Annotated in this window: 15 protein-coding genes; 5 read left to right on the forward strand and 10 right to left on the reverse strand. The window is 67.6% G+C overall.

Annotated elements, in window-relative coordinates; genetic code table 11:
• Positions 1-48: 48 nt before the first annotated feature.
• Both FHR96_RS17635 and FHR96_RS17640 read right to left on the reverse strand, forming a co-directional pair.
• Positions 49-1332 carry a M24 family metallopeptidase gene (locus tag FHR96_RS17635; protein WP_183389045.1) on the reverse strand — a complete coding sequence of 428 codons (1284 nt, stop codon included), beginning with the start codon at positions 1330-1332 and terminating at the stop codon, positions 49-51.
• 87 nt (positions 1333-1419) lie between these two features.
• Positions 1420-2304 (reverse strand): HalD/BesD family halogenase, encoded by an 885-nt coding sequence (locus FHR96_RS17640; RefSeq protein WP_183389046.1) that lies wholly within the window; start codon positions 2302-2304, stop codon positions 1420-1422.
• A gap of 103 nt (positions 2305-2407) precedes the next feature.
• On the opposite strand from FHR96_RS17640, the gene FHR96_RS17645 reads away from it, so the two are divergent.
• Positions 2408-3295, forward strand: coding sequence for a LysR family transcriptional regulator (locus tag FHR96_RS17645; protein ID WP_183389047.1), 888 nt, complete (start codon positions 2408-2410; stop codon positions 3293-3295).
• Between the two features lie 37 nt (positions 3296-3332).
• On the opposite strand, the gene FHR96_RS17650 is transcribed toward FHR96_RS17645, so the two are convergent.
• Entirely contained in the window at positions 3333-3809 is a 477-nt protein-coding gene (locus FHR96_RS17650; RefSeq protein WP_183389048.1) for a YbhB/YbcL family Raf kinase inhibitor-like protein, read from the reverse strand.
• Positions 3810-3933: 124 nt separating this feature from the next.
• Here FHR96_RS17650 and FHR96_RS17655 point away from each other — a divergent pair, with 124 nt between their 5' ends.
• Positions 3934-4395: a flavodoxin family protein gene (locus tag FHR96_RS17655; RefSeq protein WP_183389049.1), complete on the forward strand. Its 462-nt coding sequence runs from the start codon at positions 3934-3936 to the stop codon at positions 4393-4395.
• A 63-nt stretch (positions 4396-4458) separates the two neighbouring features.
• Positions 4459-5541 carry a TAXI family TRAP transporter solute-binding subunit gene (locus tag FHR96_RS17660; protein WP_183389050.1) on the forward strand — a complete coding sequence of 361 codons (1083 nt, stop codon included), beginning with the start codon at positions 4459-4461 and terminating at the stop codon, positions 5539-5541.
• Here the strand turns inward: FHR96_RS17660 and FHR96_RS17665 are convergent.
• The 5 genes from FHR96_RS17665 to FHR96_RS17685 form a co-directional block, all read right to left on the reverse strand.
• Positions 5538-7013: an amidase gene (locus FHR96_RS17665; RefSeq protein ID WP_221195871.1), complete on the reverse strand. Its 1476-nt coding sequence runs from the start codon at positions 7011-7013 to the stop codon at positions 5538-5540. The two genes, FHR96_RS17660 and FHR96_RS17665, sit on opposite strands and share 4 nt — an antisense overlap.
• 71 nt (positions 7014-7084) lie before the next feature.
• A complete protein-coding gene (gene madM, locus FHR96_RS17670; RefSeq protein ID WP_183389051.1) occupies positions 7085-7846 on the reverse strand; it encodes a malonate transporter subunit MadM in 762 nt (253 codons plus the stop codon).
• Positions 7847-7858: 12 nt separating this feature from the next.
• Entirely contained in the window at positions 7859-8281 is a 423-nt protein-coding gene (madL, locus tag FHR96_RS17675) for a malonate transporter subunit MadL (RefSeq protein WP_183389052.1), read from the reverse strand.
• A gap of 124 nt (positions 8282-8405) precedes the next feature.
• Positions 8406-9953: a malonate--CoA ligase gene (locus FHR96_RS17680; RefSeq protein WP_183389053.1), complete on the reverse strand. Its 1548-nt coding sequence runs from the start codon at positions 9951-9953 to the stop codon at positions 8406-8408.
• Positions 9954-9979: 26 nt separating this feature from the next.
• Positions 9980-11332 (reverse strand): malonyl-CoA decarboxylase, encoded by a 1353-nt coding sequence (locus FHR96_RS17685; protein WP_183389074.1) that lies wholly within the window; start codon positions 11330-11332, stop codon positions 9980-9982.
• Positions 11333-11470: 138 nt separating this feature from the next.
• Here FHR96_RS17685 and FHR96_RS17690 point away from each other — a divergent pair, with 138 nt between their 5' ends.
• Positions 11471-12142, forward strand: a complete 672-nt coding sequence (locus FHR96_RS17690; RefSeq protein WP_183389054.1) for a GntR family transcriptional regulator — start codon at positions 11471-11473, stop codon at positions 12140-12142.
• Positions 12143-12214: 72 nt separating this feature from the next.
• Here FHR96_RS17690 and fadA read toward each other — a convergent pair whose 3' ends face one another.
• On the reverse strand, positions 12215-13393 hold the full coding sequence (fadA, locus tag FHR96_RS17695; RefSeq protein ID WP_183389055.1) for an acetyl-CoA C-acyltransferase FadA: 1179 nt from the start codon (positions 13391-13393) through the stop codon (positions 12215-12217).
• A 30-nt stretch (positions 13394-13423) separates the two neighbouring features.
• Positions 13424-15601: a fatty acid oxidation complex subunit alpha FadB gene (gene fadB, locus FHR96_RS17700; protein ID WP_183389056.1), complete on the reverse strand. Its 2178-nt coding sequence runs from the start codon at positions 15599-15601 to the stop codon at positions 13424-13426.
• Positions 15602-15908: 307 nt separating this feature from the next.
• On the opposite strand from fadB, the gene FHR96_RS17705 reads away from it, so the two are divergent.
• On the forward strand, positions 15909-17069 hold the full coding sequence (locus FHR96_RS17705) for a DUF5924 family protein (RefSeq protein ID WP_183389057.1): 1161 nt from the start codon (positions 15909-15911) through the stop codon (positions 17067-17069).
• Positions 17070-17116: the final 47 nt, after the last annotated feature.

Consider the following 17116-nt stretch of genomic DNA (forward strand, 5'->3'; position numbering starts at 1 on the left):
TTCTCTCTTAGATTCGTTGGCACAACATTCGCTGGACGGCGGTTTGCTTTAGACCTCCCGGTCGAGCAGGGCCTCGTCGAACGGGTAGCGCGAGAGCTTCTCGATGCCGGTCTCGGTGACCAGCACCTCCTCCTCCAGCTTGACGCCGTCGGCGGCGCCGACCTCACCGATGTAGCTCTCCACGGAAACCACCATGCCGGGCTCCAGGACGCCATCCTTGGAGAAGCGATCGAAGTCCATGTGATGGGCGACCAGCGGCGTCTCGCCGTGCATGCCCACGCCGTGGATGATCGACGGATAGCGGCGATCGAGGAAGCGCCCGGGGATCTTCCAGGCCTTTTCCGCGATCTCGCGATAGCTCATGCCCGGCTCGAGGATACCCATGTTGTGGTGCACCTGGTCGTAGGCCATGCGGTAGAGGCCCTTCTGGTAGGCGCTGGGCCTGCCGGGGCCGACGTGGAAGGTGCGCGAGAAGTCGGAGTAGTAGCCGTGGCAGCCGATGGTATCGGTGTCCAGCGCCACCAGCTCGCCGGGGCGGATCACCCGGTCGCTTGCCTCGTTGAACCAGGGATTGGTGCGCGGTCCGGAGGACAGCAGCCGGGTCTCGATGAACTCGCCGCCCTGGCGGATGACGTCGCCGTACATGATGGCGAACAGCTCGTTCTCGGTGACGCCGGGCTTGATGGCGGCCTCCACCTCGGCCACCGCGGCCTCGCTGCCGGCCATCGACTGGGCCAGGCAGGCGATCTCCTCGGGCGTCTTGATGCGTCGGCAGTGCAGGGTGTCCTGCATGCAGTCGAAGACCTCCAGCCCCTGGGCCTCCAGCGAGCGCGCCAGGTTCAGTGCGCAGCGATCCAGGCCGATCTTCTTGTTGCCACGGCCGTGCTCCTCCATCAGCTCGGCGATCTCGACGCCGAAGGGGTCGGAGGACAGGTTGTCGCGCTGGTTGACCGCCGACCACACCACCTTGGAGGTGCGCGACTCGTCGATGGTCTCCAGCCAGGTGGAAACGTGGGCGCTGCCGGGATACTCGAACAGGATGACCGGGCCGTCCAGCGGCACGTAGATATAGCGCGTGGAGTTGCGCAGGAAGTAGCCGAACATGTTGCGCGAGCCGGTAGCGTAGCGCTGGTTGTAGGGATCGAAAAGCACCAGGGCCGCATAGCCCTGCTCGGCCATCATCGCCCGCAGGCGCTCGAGGCGGCCGGCGCGCAGTTGCACCGGGTCGAAGGCGGTGGGGATGCTGTCTCCGTTGGCCATCGGCGCCGAAGGCACCACCGGAATCCGTTCCGGTTCGTTGTCGGTCAGCTTCTCGAAATCCACGATGCTCATGTCAGGTCTCTCGGGGTGTCGGTGTGAGGGTCACCTCGGGCGGCGCCGACCGGGCCGACGCCGTAGGCAGGAAGGGCAAGAACCAGATCAGTCGACCAGCGAGTCGCTGCGCTGCATGCCTTGCTTCAGCAGCTTCTCGTGGACCGGGGCCATGCGCCCGAAGATGCGCTGGGCCCGCTCGGGGCGACCGATGAAGCCCGGCTCCTTGGCATAGGCGAAGATCACCGTGTGGCGCTCGCGATTGCCCTCGACCGGGGTCACCCGGTGCAGCGAGTAGCGGCCGAAGAAGATCTGCAGGTCGCCGGGCGCCAGGTCCAGCGACTTGAGCCGCGAGCGGTCGCCGTCGAGGACCTTCTCGACGTCCTCGAAGTTCTCGCCCTCGGGGCTGCGGATGCCCGGGGCATACTCGAAGCGGCCGCCGCCGCGGGACTGGCGAGTCATCATGGTGACGATGAACTCGTTGGTGTCGTAGTGCCACGGGTGCTGGCAGCCCTCGCGCAGCACGTTGACCACCAGGTCGGCCAGCGGGTCGGCGTACTGGTGGATCTCCTCCATGCCGACCACGGTGGCGATGAAGCGCTGGAAGTCGGGGTTCTGGTAAACCTGACGGATGATGGTGTCTTCGCCGATGCGATCGCCGGCGACGAAGCCGTTGGTGCGGTCGTCGAACCGATTCAGCGGGTGGCTGGCCGGCTTGGAGGGATCGGCATCGCAGTTGTACGGATTGGTTTCGGTCTGGTTGTAGTGGGCGTCCGGAGACAGACGCTCGGTCTCGCGCTCGAGACGCTCGAGGGCCTCGGCAGGCACGAACTTCTTGAGGACCACACAACCGTCCACCGCCAGCTGGCGGCGACACTGCTCGATGAGGGTGTGCCCCGTATCGCCATCGAGGTCGTCGAGGGGGTAGCGTTGCAGGTCGATCAACCCGTCGAGAGCGCTGGCAGGGGTGTCGACCGAGGGTTCCACAGGCATGGGATGCTCCGCTGTCGTATTCATACTGGACAGCTTAGAAGCGGCCTATTCATAATAGAAATGAATCATTGAGATGATACCAATTTCAAAGGCTCATCAATTTATGGATACCGTGCTGCTTCGCGCCTTCGTCACCGTGGCCGAGTGCCAGGGCTTCAGTGCCGCCGGCAAGGTGCTGCATCGCACCCAGTCGGCGGTAAGCCTGCAGATCAAGCGCCTCGAAGACCAGATGGGCCAGCCCCTGTTCGAGCGCACCAGTCGCAGCGTGCTGCTGACCCGCCACGGCGAGCGACTGCTGCCCTATGCCCGTCACATACTGACGTTGGAGGACGAAGCCCGTGAGGCGCTGGGCGAGCAGCGGCGCGGCGAGCTGATCCGCTTCGCCACCTCGGAGGAGCAGGCCAGCGCCTACCTGCCCGAGCTGCTGGAACGCTACGCCCAGCGCTTTCCGGACACCCGGCTGGACATCACCTGCGACATCAGCGCGTCGCTGGTCGCGCAGTTCCAGGAGGGCCTGCTGGACGTGGTGCTGTCGATCCGCCACCTGCCGACCCAGTCCGGTCAGCTGCTGGGCTGGGAACCGATGGTGTGGGTGGTGGCCGAAGAGTGCCACCCGGGCGACTGGGAGGTCCTGCCGCTGGCCCTCAATCCCGAGGGCTGTACCTTCCGGGCCCATGCACTGTCGGCGCTGGGCCGTGAAGAGCGGCGCTGGGAGATTCGCTACGCCAGCCAGTCTCCCACCGGTATCAACCTGCCGGTGCAGGCGGGCCTGGCGATGACGGTGAAGACGCCTCGCAGCGTGCCGGCGGGATGCCGGATCGTCGGCGAGGCGGAGGGCTTGCCGCTGCTGGGCCAGGTGGAAATCGAACTCCACCGGCGACCCGGCCATACCGGTGGGGCGCTGGAGGCCTTCTGCGAGGAGCTGGAGCGCATCGTCACCACCAATCACGACGTCGCCGCCCCATCTCACAGTGACATGATCGCCGACTGAGCCCCGCCGCTCGCCAGGCAACAGGGCGCGGGCGCGTTCAGTCGCGGCGGTAGGTGCCGATCAGCCGATTCATGCCCAGCAGGTGCGGCTCGACCTGCTTGAGCAGCTCATCCATGGAGATGCCCTCGGGCAGCGCGGTCGGCTTGTCCAGCGCCAGCACCCAGAAATAGTACTGGTGCAGGCCATGCCCTTCCGGCGGCATCGGCCCGCCGTAGCCGTTGCGGTTGAAGTCGTTGCGCCCCCGGGTGCCCGCGGCGGTGGCTTCCTTCAGCGAGGTAGTGGACGCCGGCAGGTCGTAGAGCACCCAGTGGACGAAGCCATAGCTGCCGTGCTGCACCAGCGGTGCATCCGGATCGTGGCAGATCACCGCATAGCCCTTGGTGCCTTCCGGGGGATTTTCCCAGGCCAGGGGCGGTGATAGATCATCGCCCTCCCCGGTGTACTTGATGGGGATTGCCTGACGGTCCTCGAAGGCGGAACTGGTCACTTGCATCTTCGAAAAGGCGAAGGCCATGGGGCTTCCTCCCTGATGGAATCGTGGATGCTGATTTCAGCGTCGGCGAGGCGTGCGAGCCTGTCAACGGCGCTACTCCATGGCATGATGGCGGCCACGCCATTCTTCAACCCGGCAGGCCGACATGAAGCGACTCTTGATCGTGGCCCATGCGCCCTCCCCCAACACCCGCCGCCTGCGCGAGGCCGCCGAGCGCGGCGCCCGCCACCCCGATATCGAGGACGTCGAGGTAGTGGTCAAGCCGCCGCTGGAGGCCGGCCCCGAGGACGTGCGGGCCTGCGACGCCATCCTGCTCGGCACCACCGAAAACCTGGGCTACATGAGCGGAGCGCTTAAGGACTTCTTCGACCGCTGCTATTACCCGCTGCTGGAGGAGACCCAGGGCCTGCCCTGCGCGCTCTACATTCGCGCCGGCCACGACGGTACCGGCACCCGTCGCGCCGTTGAAGGCATCGTCACCGGCCTGCGCTGGAAGTGGGCACAGGAACCGCTGACGCTCAGGGGCGAGTGGCAGGACGCCTTCCTCGACAGGACCGAGGAACTGGGGCTGTATCTGGCCGCAGGCCTGGACGGCGGCATCCTGTGAGGGGCGGGGCTATGCTGAGGCTATCGACGCCCGGCAATACGTCGATGCCTCAGGAGGTGCGCCATGGAATTCCAATGGTCGGCGCCACAGCGCGCCATCGCGTCTTTTCGCGCTTCGCTCGGCCGTCACCTGTTGTGGCTGGCGGCCCTGGCCTGGTCAATCACGCCGCTCCAGGCCGCCGATGCTCCGCCCATCGTCATCGCCACGGCGAGCCCCGCCGGCGTCTACCACGCCACCGGGCGCACCCTGTGCAGGCTGCTCGACGCGCCCTGCGTGGCCCAACCCAGCGGCGGCTCCGCCGCCAACCTCGCGGCGCTGCGGGCCGGCGAGGTGACCATCGCCCTCGCCCAGTCGGACCTGCAGTTTCAGGCCGTCACCGGCACGGGCGGCTTCGCCGAGGCCGGTCCGGACGCCTCGCTGCGCTCGGTGATGTCGCTGCACGGCGAGCCCTTCACCCTGGTGGTCCGGCGCGACAGCGGCATCGACGGCTTCGCCGACCTCAAGGGGCATGCGGTGAACGTCGGCAACCCCGGATCCGGCCAGCGTGGCACCATGATGACGCTGCTCGAGGCCTGGGGCTGGACCCTCGACGACTTCAGGCCGGCCGACGAACTGCCCGCCGACCAGCAGTCGCTGGAACTCTGCCACGGCAACATCGATGCCATGGTCTATACCGTGGGACACCCCAACCCTTCCGTCGAACAAGCCGTACGGCTCTGCAACGCCCGGCTGGTCGACGTGACCGGCCCGGCGGTCGACCGCCTGGTGGCCGAGACGCCCTACCTCGCCCGCGCCACCATTCCCGCCGGCCTCTATGGCGACGACCAGCCGGCGGTGACGACATTCGGCGTGCGTGCCACCCTGGTGGCCTCGGCGGACACCGATCCGCAGGCCGTCCATGACATCGTTGCCGCCGTCTTCAACGACCTCGAGGCCTTCAAGGCCACGCATCCGGCCTACGCCGACCTCACCCCGGAACGCATGATCCACGACGGGCTCTCGGCGCCGCTGCACGAAGGCGCCAAGCGCTACTACCGGGAGCGCGGCTGGCTGCCCGCCGAAACGCCCTCCCCCGACGCTTCCGAGCCGGCCACGTCGACGGATCCGACCCAGGCGCCGGCGGCGGACACGGCGACGTCCGGTTAGTCGATCGGCCGGCGGCTCAGCAGCGCTTCGTTCGCCGCCTCGTACGCCCGGGCCAACCGCAGTACGGCCAGGTCGGCCTGGTGGCGACCGATCACCTGAATGCCCATCGGCAGGCCGGCGTCGCTGAACCCGGCGGGCAGGCTGATCACCGGGCAGCCCGACAGCGAGCCGGGGATCACCACCTCCATCCAGCGGTGGTAGGTATCCATCCGTCGACCGGCGATCGCCCGCGGCCAGGGCGTATCGACGTCGAAGGGGAACACCTGGGCGGTGGGCAGCGCCAGATAGTCGTAGTCCTCGAAGAGCTCCAGGAGACAGGCATACCAGGCGCTGCGGATGAGATTGGCACGGTGCACGTCCAGCGCCGAGAGCGCCAGGCCGCCCTCCACTTCCCACTGGGCCTCGGGCTTGAGCCGTTCGCGCTTGGCGGCATCGAGATAGGCCTCGCCGAGATTGCCCGCTACCGCCCACTGGCGCAGCGTCACCCAGGCCTGCCACAGCCGGGCGGGATCGAAATCGGGCACCACGGCTTCGACGTCCGCGCCCAACTCGCGGAAGGTGCCGAGCGCCCGCTCGCAGAGCGGCAGCACACCCGGCTCCATGGGCAAGTATCCCTGCCAATCGCCCAGCCAGCCGATGCGCTGCCCCCTGATCTCTCCCTCCAGATCACCGGCGAAGGCCGCGGGATCCTCGACGATGGACAGCGGCATCCGCGGGTCGGGGCCTGCCTGGGTCGCCAACAGCCGCGCCACATCGGCGACTGTACGCCCCATCGGCCCTTCGGTGGCCAGCTGGTGGCCGAACACCTCGGGCTGCGGCCCATGGGGAACCCGGCCGAAAGAGGGACGAAAGCCGAAGACGTTGTGGTAGGCGGCCGGATTGCGTAGCGAGCCCATCATGTCGCTGCCGTCGGCCACCGGCAGCAGGCGCATGGCCAGCGCGGCGGCGGCGCCACCGCTGGAGCCGCCGGCGCACCTGGCGGGATCGAAGGCGTTGCGGGTGGCCCCGAACAGCGGGTTGTAGGTCTGCGACCCGAGGCCGAATTCCGGCGTGTTGGTCTTGCCGATGACGATGGCGCCGGCACGCTTGATGCGCTCGACCATGATGCCGTCACGGGTCGGCACCTGATCGGCGAACAGCGGCGAGCCCAGGGTGGTACGAATCCCGGCCGTCGGAGACAGATCCTTGATCGCCTGCGGGATGCCGTGTAGCCAGCCGTGCGACTCGCCGCACGCCAGCTCTCGGTCACGCTCGTCGGCCTCGGCCATCAGGCGCTCGCCATCCTGCAGCGACACCAGGGCGTTGACCCGAGGATTGCATGCCTCGATATGCGCCAGGTAGCTCGACATCACCTCGCGGCAGGACACCTCCCGCGCATGGATCGCCCGGGAGAGGCTCAGGGCGTCCCACTGGACGATCTCGGGGAGGCGTTGGCCGCAGCCTGACGCCGACATGGAAGAAGTCGTGAACATGTCGATCTCCTTGTCATGGAGCGGGTACCCGGGCCCCGGGGCACACCACGGGGCCCAAGCGCTACCGTCGCCTAGAACACGCCACGCACGAGCAGGAACAGCACGGTAGGCGCAAGCAGGATGCCGAGGCCGGTATAGAAAGTCGCGGTCATGGCACCGTAGGGCACCAATCGAGCATCGGTGGCGGCCAGCCCCGCAGCCACGCCGCTGGTGGTACCGATCATGCCACCGAAGATCATCGCCGAGCGAGGGTTGTCGAGGCCGATGAATCGCGCCGCCATGGGCGTGAGGATCATGGTGAGGATCGACTTGACCAGCCCCGCCGCGATGGACAGGGCGATCACTTCCGAACTGGCACCCAGGGTCGCGCCGGTGACCGGACCGACGATGTAGGTCACGGCGCCGGCACCGATGGTGGTGATATCGACCGGGTCGGTGTAGCCGAAGCCGACCGCGACCAGTCCACCGGCGAGGAAGGACACCCCCACCCCGGCGAACAGCGCCAGCACGCCGCGAATACCGGCCTCCCGTATCTCCTCGAAGCGAACGCCGTAGGCGGTGGCAATGATCGCCAGGTCGCGCAACATGCCCCCACCCATCAACCCCAGGCCGGAGAACAGCGTGATATCCGCCAGCCCGTCGCTCCCGCCGGTGACCTTGCCGCCCACATAGGCCAGCGCCAGGCCGAGGATGATGGCGATCGCCGAGCCGTGCAGCTTGCCACGGGTGAAGCGGGCACTGATCCAGTAGGCGGCGTACATGGTGAGGCCGATGACGGCGAAGGCCGCCACCAGGTGGTACTTGTCGAAGAGGTCGAACAGTGACTGCAGCATGGAGGGGCTCCCTTAACGGTTGGCGGTGCGGGGCGACAGGGACTCGGCGCGGGCCGCCGGTCCGTCAGCCGCGACCGGCGCCCGCGCGGGCTTTCCGGCCAAAACCGGTACCAGCGCCAGCCCCAGCACCACGGCCAGGGCCCCGCCCAGCAGCGCCACCAGGCCGCCGCTGAAGGCCGCGGCGACGTTCTGGCTGGCCGCCATGGCCACCACGATGGGGATGTACATCGCGTTCCAGAAGTTGATGCCGCTGACGGTCGCCTCCGGCAACTTGCCGCGGGCCTTGAGGTAGCCCGTCGAGAAGATCAGCAGCAGCATGGCGATGCCGACACCGCCAAGGTTGGCATCGATGCCAAGCACCTGCCCCAGCAGGTCGCCGACCACCAGCCCCAGCATCATGCATCCGGCCAGCAGGGCCACTCCGTAAATCACCATGGTCATGTCCTTCTTTGTCGTTGTAATCGAGTCTCGGGTCTTGCCCGGATATGAGCGTGCTCCATGCCGCGTATCCTCGCGACGGGGAATGCCCGGCGGCATGGCCGGGCGCAGGAAAGCCGGGTCACCCGGCCATGGTATCCGCCTCCTGCTCGGTATAGAGATCGGCATAGCTATCGCGCAGCTGATTCTTCTGCACCTTGCCCATGACATTGCGCGGCAGTGCCTCGATGGCGAACACCCGCTTGGGCTGTTTGTAGCGCGCCAGCCGGTCGGCAAGCGCCGCCTTCACCGCCGCCTCGTCGAGTGCCGCCTCTCCCCCGCGGACGACCACCACCGCGGTGACGCCCTCCCCCAGGTCGGGGTGAGCGACGCCGAACACCGCCGACTCGGCTACGCCCGGGAGTTCGTCGATCAACTGCTCGACCTCCTTCGGGTAGACGTTGTAGCCCCCCGATATCACCAGGTCCTTGTCGCGGCCGACGATGTGCAGGTAGCCGTCGGCGTCGATCACGCCCAGGTCGCCGGTGATGAAGAAGCCATCCCCACGGAACTCGCTGCGGGTCTTCTCGGGCATGCGCCAGTAGCCCTGGAAGACATTGGGGCCGCGCAGCTCGACCATTCCGGTCTCGCCACGCGCCAGCTCGGCGCCGCTGTCGCGGTCGGTGATGCGCAGTTCGGTGCCAGGCAGCGGGAAGCCCACCGTCCCCGGACGACGCTCGCCGTCGTAGGGGTTGGAGGTGTTCATGTTGGTCTCGGTCATGCCGTAGCGCTCGAGGATGGCGTGACCGGTGCGCGTGCGAAACGCCTCGTGGGTCTCGGCCAGCAGCGGCGCCGAACCGGAGACGAACAGCCGCATGCTGGCGACCGTGTCGCGGTTCAGGCGCGGCGACTGCAGCAGGCGAGTGTAGAAGGTCGGTACGCCCATCAGCACCGTGGCGCGCGGCATCAGATCGAGCAGTTGGTCGACATCGAGCCCGGGCAGGAAGGTCATCGAGGCCCCCGCGGTCAGCACGATGTTGCAGGCCACGAACAGCCCGTGGGTGTGGAAGATCGGCAGCGCGTGCAGCAGATGATCGTCGGCGGAGAAGTGCCAGGCCTCGGCCAGCGCCAGGCTGTTGGACGCCAGGTTGGCGTGGCTGAGCATGGCCCCCTTGGAGCGCCCGGTGGTGCCCGAGGTATACAGGATCGCCGCCAGGTCGTTCTCGTCGAGCCGGGCGATCTCGGTGACCGGCTCGGCGTCCGCGGCCCGCTCCATCAGGCTGCCGTCACCGGCAGTGCCCAGGCTCTCGACGTGCACCGCGCGCCCCGCCTGGCAGAAGCGTTGGGCCTCGCCGGACCGCTCGGGCGGGCAGACATAGAGCTGCGGCTCGGCATCGCCCAGGAAGTAGTCGATTTCGGCGCCGGTATAGGCGGTGTTGAGCGGCAGGTAGACCGCGCCGACCTGCAGGCAAGCCAGGTAGAGCATGATCGCCTCGGGGCTCTTGTCGACCTGCACCGCCACCCGGTCACCGGGTTGGACATCGAGCGCCTGGAGCGTACCGGCCAGGCGCTGGGACGTGACCAGCACCTCGGCGTAGGAATAGCGCTTGCCCTCGGGGGTATCGATCAGCGTCTTGTCCGGGGTCTGGCGAAAATGGGCCTGGAACTGCAAGAAGAGATTGTGATTCATGCGTGTCTCCTGGGGTGAGAGGGGCGTCAGGCGTCGACCGGCGCCGCCAACAGCGGCTGGGCGCGCTTGGCATGGCGGCGAATCTCGCTGGTGCAGACCACGCTGCCTTCGCGACTGAAGGCCTCGTGGTTCTGCTCGATGCGGTCCGGTTCGTAGCGATAGTTGACCATCAGGCCATGGGCCTGGCGGCAGCCCTTGGCGGAGGTGTCGGCGGGCCAGTTGAGGCGGTGAAGGCTGGCGCCGTTGCCGAGATGGAAGCGTGCCACGGGGTCTCGCGGCAGACCGTGGCGCTGCTTGGCCTCACAAAGATAGTGGGCGGCGAGGGCCAGCAACTCGGGTTCGAGGGCTTCACGGGCCGCCGCGTCGTCGCACCAGCCGGCTTCGTCCAGGCAGGCGGCGTTGTCGGGCGAGAGCCGACACTCGCCGGCCTCGCGCCGTTGCTCCAGCCACTTGGCGAACCCCGGCACCGGCGACAGGGTGACGAAGTTGTCGAGCTCGGGAAGTTCGCGCTTGAGCTCTTGCACGACCTGCTTGATCAGGAAGTTGCCGAAGGAGATGCCCTTCAGCCCTGCCTGGCAGTTGCTGATGCTGTAGAACACCGCGGTATCCGCGTCTTCCGGAGCGACCTCGTCGCCACCGGCGAGCAGGGTCTGGATATTACCGGGAATCCCGCGGCACAGTGCCACCTCGACGAAGATCAGCGGCTCGTCGCCGATGGCCGGATGGAAGAAGGCGTAGCAGCGTCGATCCTCCGGGTCGAGGCGGCGGCGAAGATCGCTCCAGTCCCGGATCTCATGCACGGCCTCATACTCGATGAGCTTTTCCAGCACCGCCGCAGGCGTGTTCCAGTCGATGCTCTCCAGCATCAGGAAGCCGCGATTGAACCAGGAGGCGAACAGGTGCGCGAAGTCGGCATCCAGCGCCGCCAGTTGCGGGGCGTCGGCGAGACTGCCCAGCAGGTCGGCGCGCATCTTGACCAGCTCATAGGTGCCGCCGGGGCAGAGGTTGAGCCGACGCAGCAGCTCCTGGCGCGGCGGCTCGCAGGCCTCGATCAGCTGCTGCAGGCTGGCCTCGTCCTCATGCTCGCGATAGGCGGCATAGGCAGCGTGGATCGCCTCGGGCAGCGCCCCATGGCGCTCGGCAAGCATGGCGAGAAAGGCGCGACGATCGTCGGCCTGCAGGCCGTCATAGCCGTTCAGGATCCGCTGGGCAACGAGGATCTGCGACGCCTCACCGCCGCTTCCTGTCAGCAGGGTGTCACAGGCCGCGGCGAGTTGCGGCACGTCGGGCGAGGCCTCTCTCCCTGGCTGGCGCCCGGGACGATGTCGCGCCCGCCGGGACACGCTCGACAGCAATCTTTCCAGGAAATCCATGTTCATCTTCATGCCCTGATCTCCAGATGCGAGGCAAACCGACCCCGTGCGAGGATGAAGACGGCACCAGGAATATATGATGCCGAGTTGTTATATATAACATTTAGGTCCAAGATATAGATGTGTCAAGCAGGAGGATCGGAAATGGGCAAGGTTTCCCAGGCACAGCGACTGCGCGACCTGCTGGAGGACGCCATCATCAAGGGGCGCTACCCCCCCGGGGCTCGCCTCGATCCGGAAGCCCTGGAGCGGGAGTACGAGTGCTCGCGCACCCCGGTCCGCGAGGCGATCCAGCAGCTGGCGATGTCGGGGATGGTCAAGGTGGTGCCGAAGCGCGGCACCTTCGTCACCCAGCTCAGCGTGGCCGAGTTGGTGGAACGCTTCGAGGTGATGGCCGAGCTGGAGGGCATGTGCGCACGGCTGGCGGCACGGCGCATCACCGCCGAGGAGCTGGCGGGACTGCGCGAGGCCCACGAGGCCTGCCGGCGGATGGCCGAGGCCGGGGATGCCAACGGCTACTACTACGAGAACGGCGTCTTTCACCAGCGCATCTACGAGGCCAGCCACAACCGCTTCCTGGCCCAGGAGGCCGCGCGGCTGCATGCGGTGCTGCAGCCCTACCGACGCATGCAGCTCCACCTGCGCCATCGACTCGAGCGCTCGCTGGCGGAACACGAGGGGGTATTGGCGGCGATCGCCGAGGGTGACGAGCAGCGCGCCGAAACCGAGATCCAGTCCCACGTCCAGGTACAGGGCGAGCGCTTCAACGACCTGGTCGCCTCGGTGCAGCAGCTCCAGCAGACCGGCAGCGACTGAGCGGATACGACGACGGCACCCCGAGGGGTGCCGTCGTGACGTTGCGGGACAGGCCGCGAACGGCCATGGCGCTTACTTGAGGCGCTCGAACACCGTGGCCACGCCCTGGCCCATGCCGATGCACATGGTGGCCAGGCCGAGGCTAGTATCGCGCTCGCGCATCACGTTGAGCAAAGTGGTGCAGATACGCGACCCGGAGCAGCCCAGCGGATGGCCCAGGGCAATGGCACCGCCGTGCAGGTTGACCGCCTCCTCCATGCGGTCGCGCAGGCCAAGGTCCTTGAGCACCGGCAGCGACTGGGCGGCGAAGGCCTCGTTGAGCTCGACGGTCTGGATGTCGTCGATGGTCAGGCCCGCAGCCTTGAGCGCCTTCTTCGAGGCCGGCACTGGGCCGTAGCCCATGATCGAGGCGTCACAGCCCGCCACGCCGGTGGACAGCACGCGGGCGATCGGCTCGAGGCCCAGCGCCTGGGCGCGCTCGGCGCTCATCACCGCCATGCCGCTCGCGCCCACCGACAGCGCCGAGGAGGTGCCGGCGGTGACGGTGCCGTTCCTGGGATCGAACACCGGCTTGAGCCCGGCCATGCTCTCCAGGCTGGCATCGGCGCGGATCACCTCGTCGCGGTCGACGCGGACCCGGCGCCCCTCGGCGTCGTGGCCCTCGACGCCGATGATCTCGCGGTCGAAGCCGCCGTTGTCCTGGGCGGCCTGGGCGAGCCGGTGGGAGCGCACGCCGAAAGCGTCCTGGTCCTCCCGGGAGATGCCGTGCATCTTGCCCAGCAGCTCGGCGGTCAGGCCCATCATCATCGCCGCCTTGGCGGCATGCTTGCTGGCGGCCGGATTGACGTCGACGCCGTGGGTCATCGGCACGTGTTCCATGTGCTCGACGCCGCCGATCACATAGGCGTCCCCCATGCCGGCGCGAATGTTGGCCGCGGCGATGTGCAGCGCGCTCATCGAGGAGCCGCACAGGCGGTTGACGGTCTGGGCGGGCACGCTGCGCGGAATGCCGGTCATGATCGCCGCGTTGCGGGCGATGTTCATGGCCTGCTCCAGGGTCTGGTTGACGCAGCCCCAGATGACGTCATCGACCTCTTTCGGGTCGAGCCCCGGGTTGCGGTCGAACAGCGACTGCATGACGGCGGCGGACAGGTTCTCGGCGCGCACGTGGCGGAAGGCGCCGTGCTTGGCCTTGGCCATGGCGGTGCGGACGCCGTCGACCACCACGATGTCTCTCGGATGCAAACTCATCGAATGATTTCTCCCTTGTAACGCGGTGAATCAGGCCTGACCGCCATCCTGATAGAAACGCTCGCCTTGGCGGGCCATCTCGCGCAGCTTGTCGGTGGGGGCGTAGAGCGGCCCGAGTTCGGCGGCCAGCTCATCGGCCTGGGCGACGAAGGCATCCACGCCCATGGCATCGATATAGCGCAGGGCGCCGCCGCGGAACGGCGGGAAGCCGATGCCATAGATCAGCGCCATGTCGGCCTCGGCGGGCGTGCCGACGATGCCATCTTCCAGGCAGCGCACCGTCTCCAGGCACAGCGGCACCATCATCCTGGCGATGATGGCTTCGTCGGAGAATTCCCGCTCGCCCTCGGCCAACTGCGCGACCAGTTCCAGCGCAGCCTCGTCGACGACTTTCTTCGGCTTGCCCTTCTTGTCTTCCTCGTAGGCGTAGAAGCCCTTGGCGTTCTTCTGGCCCAGGCGCTGGTGGTCGACCATCAGCTGGATCGCGCTCTTGCCTCCGGCGCTGCCCATGTCGGCCATGCGCTCAGGGAAGCCCTCGGCCATCACCTCGCCGGCATGCACCGCGGTGTCCATGCCCACCACGTCGAGCAGGTAGGCGGGGCCCATGGGCCAGCCGAAGCGCTCCATCACCTTGTCGATGCGGCGGAAGTCGGCCCCTTGCGCCACCAGCTGGCTGAAGCCGCCGAAATAGGGGAACAGCACCCGATTGACCAGAAAGCCCGGGCAGTCGTTGACCACGATCGGCGTCTTGCCCATCTGACGGGCATAGGCGACGGTGGCCGCCACGGCGGCGTCGCCGGTCCTCTCGCCGCGGATCACCTCGACCAGCGGCATGCGATGCACCGGGTTGAAGAAGTGCATGCCGCAGAAGTTCTCGGGGCGCTTGAGGTGCTCGGCCAGGCGGGTGATCGAGATAGTCGAGGTGTTGGAGGCCAGCACGGTCTCCTCGCCCACCGCGTCTTCGGCCTCGGCCAGCACGGCGCCCTTGACCTTGGGATTCTCCACCACGGCCTCGACCACCAGGTCGACCCCTGCGAAGTCGCCGTAGGACAGCGTCGGGCGGATGTTGGTCAGCCGTTCGGCCATCTGCTCGACGGAGAACTTGCCGCGCTCGACCTGCTTGGCGAATAGCTTGCGGGCTTCCTTGAGCCCCAGCTCGATGGCTTCCTCCTTGATGTCCTTCATCAGGATGGGCGTGCCCTTGGAAGCGCTCTGGTAGGCGATGCCGCCGCCCATGATACCGGCACCCAGCACCGCGGTACGCTCGACGGGGCGCGCCTGCCTGGCATAGCGGCCGCCCTGCTTCTTGACCATCTGATCGTTGAGGAACAGGCCCACCAGGTTGTAGCAGACCTCGGTCCTGGCCAGCTTGGCGAAGGCCTTGGCCTCGATGGCCTGGGCCCGTTCCCGGCCCTCGCCGGCACCCTTCTGGATCACCTTGATGGCCTCGATCGGCGCCGGATAGTGAGGCCCGGCCTTGCCGGCCACGTAGCCCTTGGCGGTCTCGAAGGCCATCATCTGCTCGATGGCATCGAGCTTCAGCGGCGTCGTCTTCTCGGCGCGTCGCGCCTTGTGATCCAGTTCACCGGCGCGGGCGCGATCGAGCAGATCACGGGCCGCCGCGGCCAGTTCATCGCCGGGTACCACGGCATCCACGGCGCCCATGCGCAGCGCCTCGGCGGCCTTGTTCTGGGTGCCCCCGGCGATCCACTCGATGGCGTTGTCGGCACCGATCAGCCGCGGCAGGCGCACGCAGCCGCCCCATCCGGGCAGGATGCCGAGCTTGGTCTCGGGCAGGCCGATCTGGGCGGACTCGCTCATCACCCGGAAATCCGTCGACAATGCCACCTCGCAGCCACCGCCCAAGGCCAGGCCGTTGAGCGCGGTGACGGTGGGAAACGGCAAGTCCTCCAGGGCATTGAAGATACCGTGTACCCGCTCGAGCATGGCCAGGATCTCGTCCTCGCCCTTTTCGAACATGGCGTGAAATTCGGTGATATCAGCGCCGACGATGAAGGCCTCCTTGGCGCTGGTCAGGATCAGCCCCTCGACCCCCGGGGCATGGCGAACCGCCTCTACTGCCTCGGCGAGTTCCTCGACCACCGACGCCGACAGCTTGTTGACCGACTCGTCCGCGAGGTCGAAGGTCAGGGTGGCGACGGCGTCGTCATCGCGTGCCACGGTGATGGCATTGCCTTGATAGATCATCCACGAATCTCCGTGCAGGAATTCATACGGCCGTTTGATTCGATCAGCTTGGGCCAGTCTGAGGATGACGTCAAGCCCTTCCGATCGCCCCGCGTCGCGCCACGGCGACTCCCACCACGGCGCGCAGCCTGCTAGTGTCCTGTTTCTGAGGTTCGTTGAAGAGATGGCGAGCGCCTTGGGTCGCCAGGCACGGCGCCACGACGAGGCATGGCAGCGCTATGGCGAGGAGTGGCAACACCGCATGGCGGTCCAAGGGGCCGCCGGAATTCGACAGTCGACCTCTGATACAGGACACTTGGATGCGCCCATGACCGCCGACCGCCTTCCTCCCCCTCCCAGTTCTCGCGCCTCCCGGCTCGAGGATTGGCAACTGCGCCTGGCTCGCCTGGCCGAGCGCGCCCGTCCCTGGCACTGGCTGTGGCCGCCGATCGCCTTCGTCGCCGGGGTGGCGAGCTTCTTCCTGGTGGAGCGCCAGCAGTGGCTGGGCGCCGCCCTGGCGCTGGGCATGCTGGTGACCTGGGTACTGCTGGTATCGGAGAGCCTGATCGCGCGCTGGCTGACCCATCGCGGCTATCCCGCCCTGCCCCGCGGGATCACCACCTTCGTCGCCCAGATGGTCCACCAGGAAACCCTGTTCTTCACCCTGCCCTTCCTGCTGGCCACCACGGTCTGGACCAGCGGCCAGGCACTGTTCACGGTGCTGATGCTGGGCCTGGCGCTGCTGTCGATCCTCGACCCGCTCTACTACCGCCTGGCCGCCCGACACCGCTGGCTGTACTTCGCCTTCCACGCCCAGTGCGTGTTCCTGGTGGTACTGGTGACGCTGCCGACGCTGCTGCATCTGACTACCGGCCAGAGCCTGGCGATCGCATTGGTCGCCATGGTGGTCTTCAGCCTGCCAAGCCTGATGCAGCTGCTGCGCCCCCTGAACCTGGGACGCTGGCTGGCCATGCTGGCCCTGCTACCGCTGCTGGCCGGCCTCGGCTGGCTGGGGCGGGCGTGGGTGCCGCCGGCCAGCCTGTGGCTCTCCGGCTATGCCCTGTCGCCCTCCTTCGACGAGCAGGCTCGGGCACCCGAAGGTGGACTGCGCCTCACCCCGGCGGCACTGACCGGTCATGGCCTCTACGCCTACACGGCCATCCATGCTCCGCGGGGACTGAAGGAGGAGGTCGTCCACGAGTGGCGCCACGACGGCGAGCTGGTCGATCGCATCCCGCTGGAGATACAGGGCGGACGCGAGGAAGGCTATCGGGCCTGGACCCACAAGCGCCACTTTCCCGAGTCGCCGGCCGGCCGCTGGCGGATCGACGTGATGACCGCCAGCGGCCAACGCATCGGCGTGCTGCGCTTCCGGGTCAGCGACACCGCCGAACAGGCCACCCAGGCCGACGGCCACATCCAACTTCCGCCGGGCATCCCCGGGCTGGACCTGCGTCGCTTGATCGCTCGCCCGGGACCAGAGTCCTGATGGCGCGCGACTTGCATTACACGCCACGGCTCCGGACAATCGGCTCA

This window comes from Halomonas organivorans (assembly GCF_014192055.1).
GTDB classification, from domain to species: Bacteria; Pseudomonadota; Gammaproteobacteria; order Pseudomonadales; family Halomonadaceae; genus Halomonas; species Halomonas organivorans.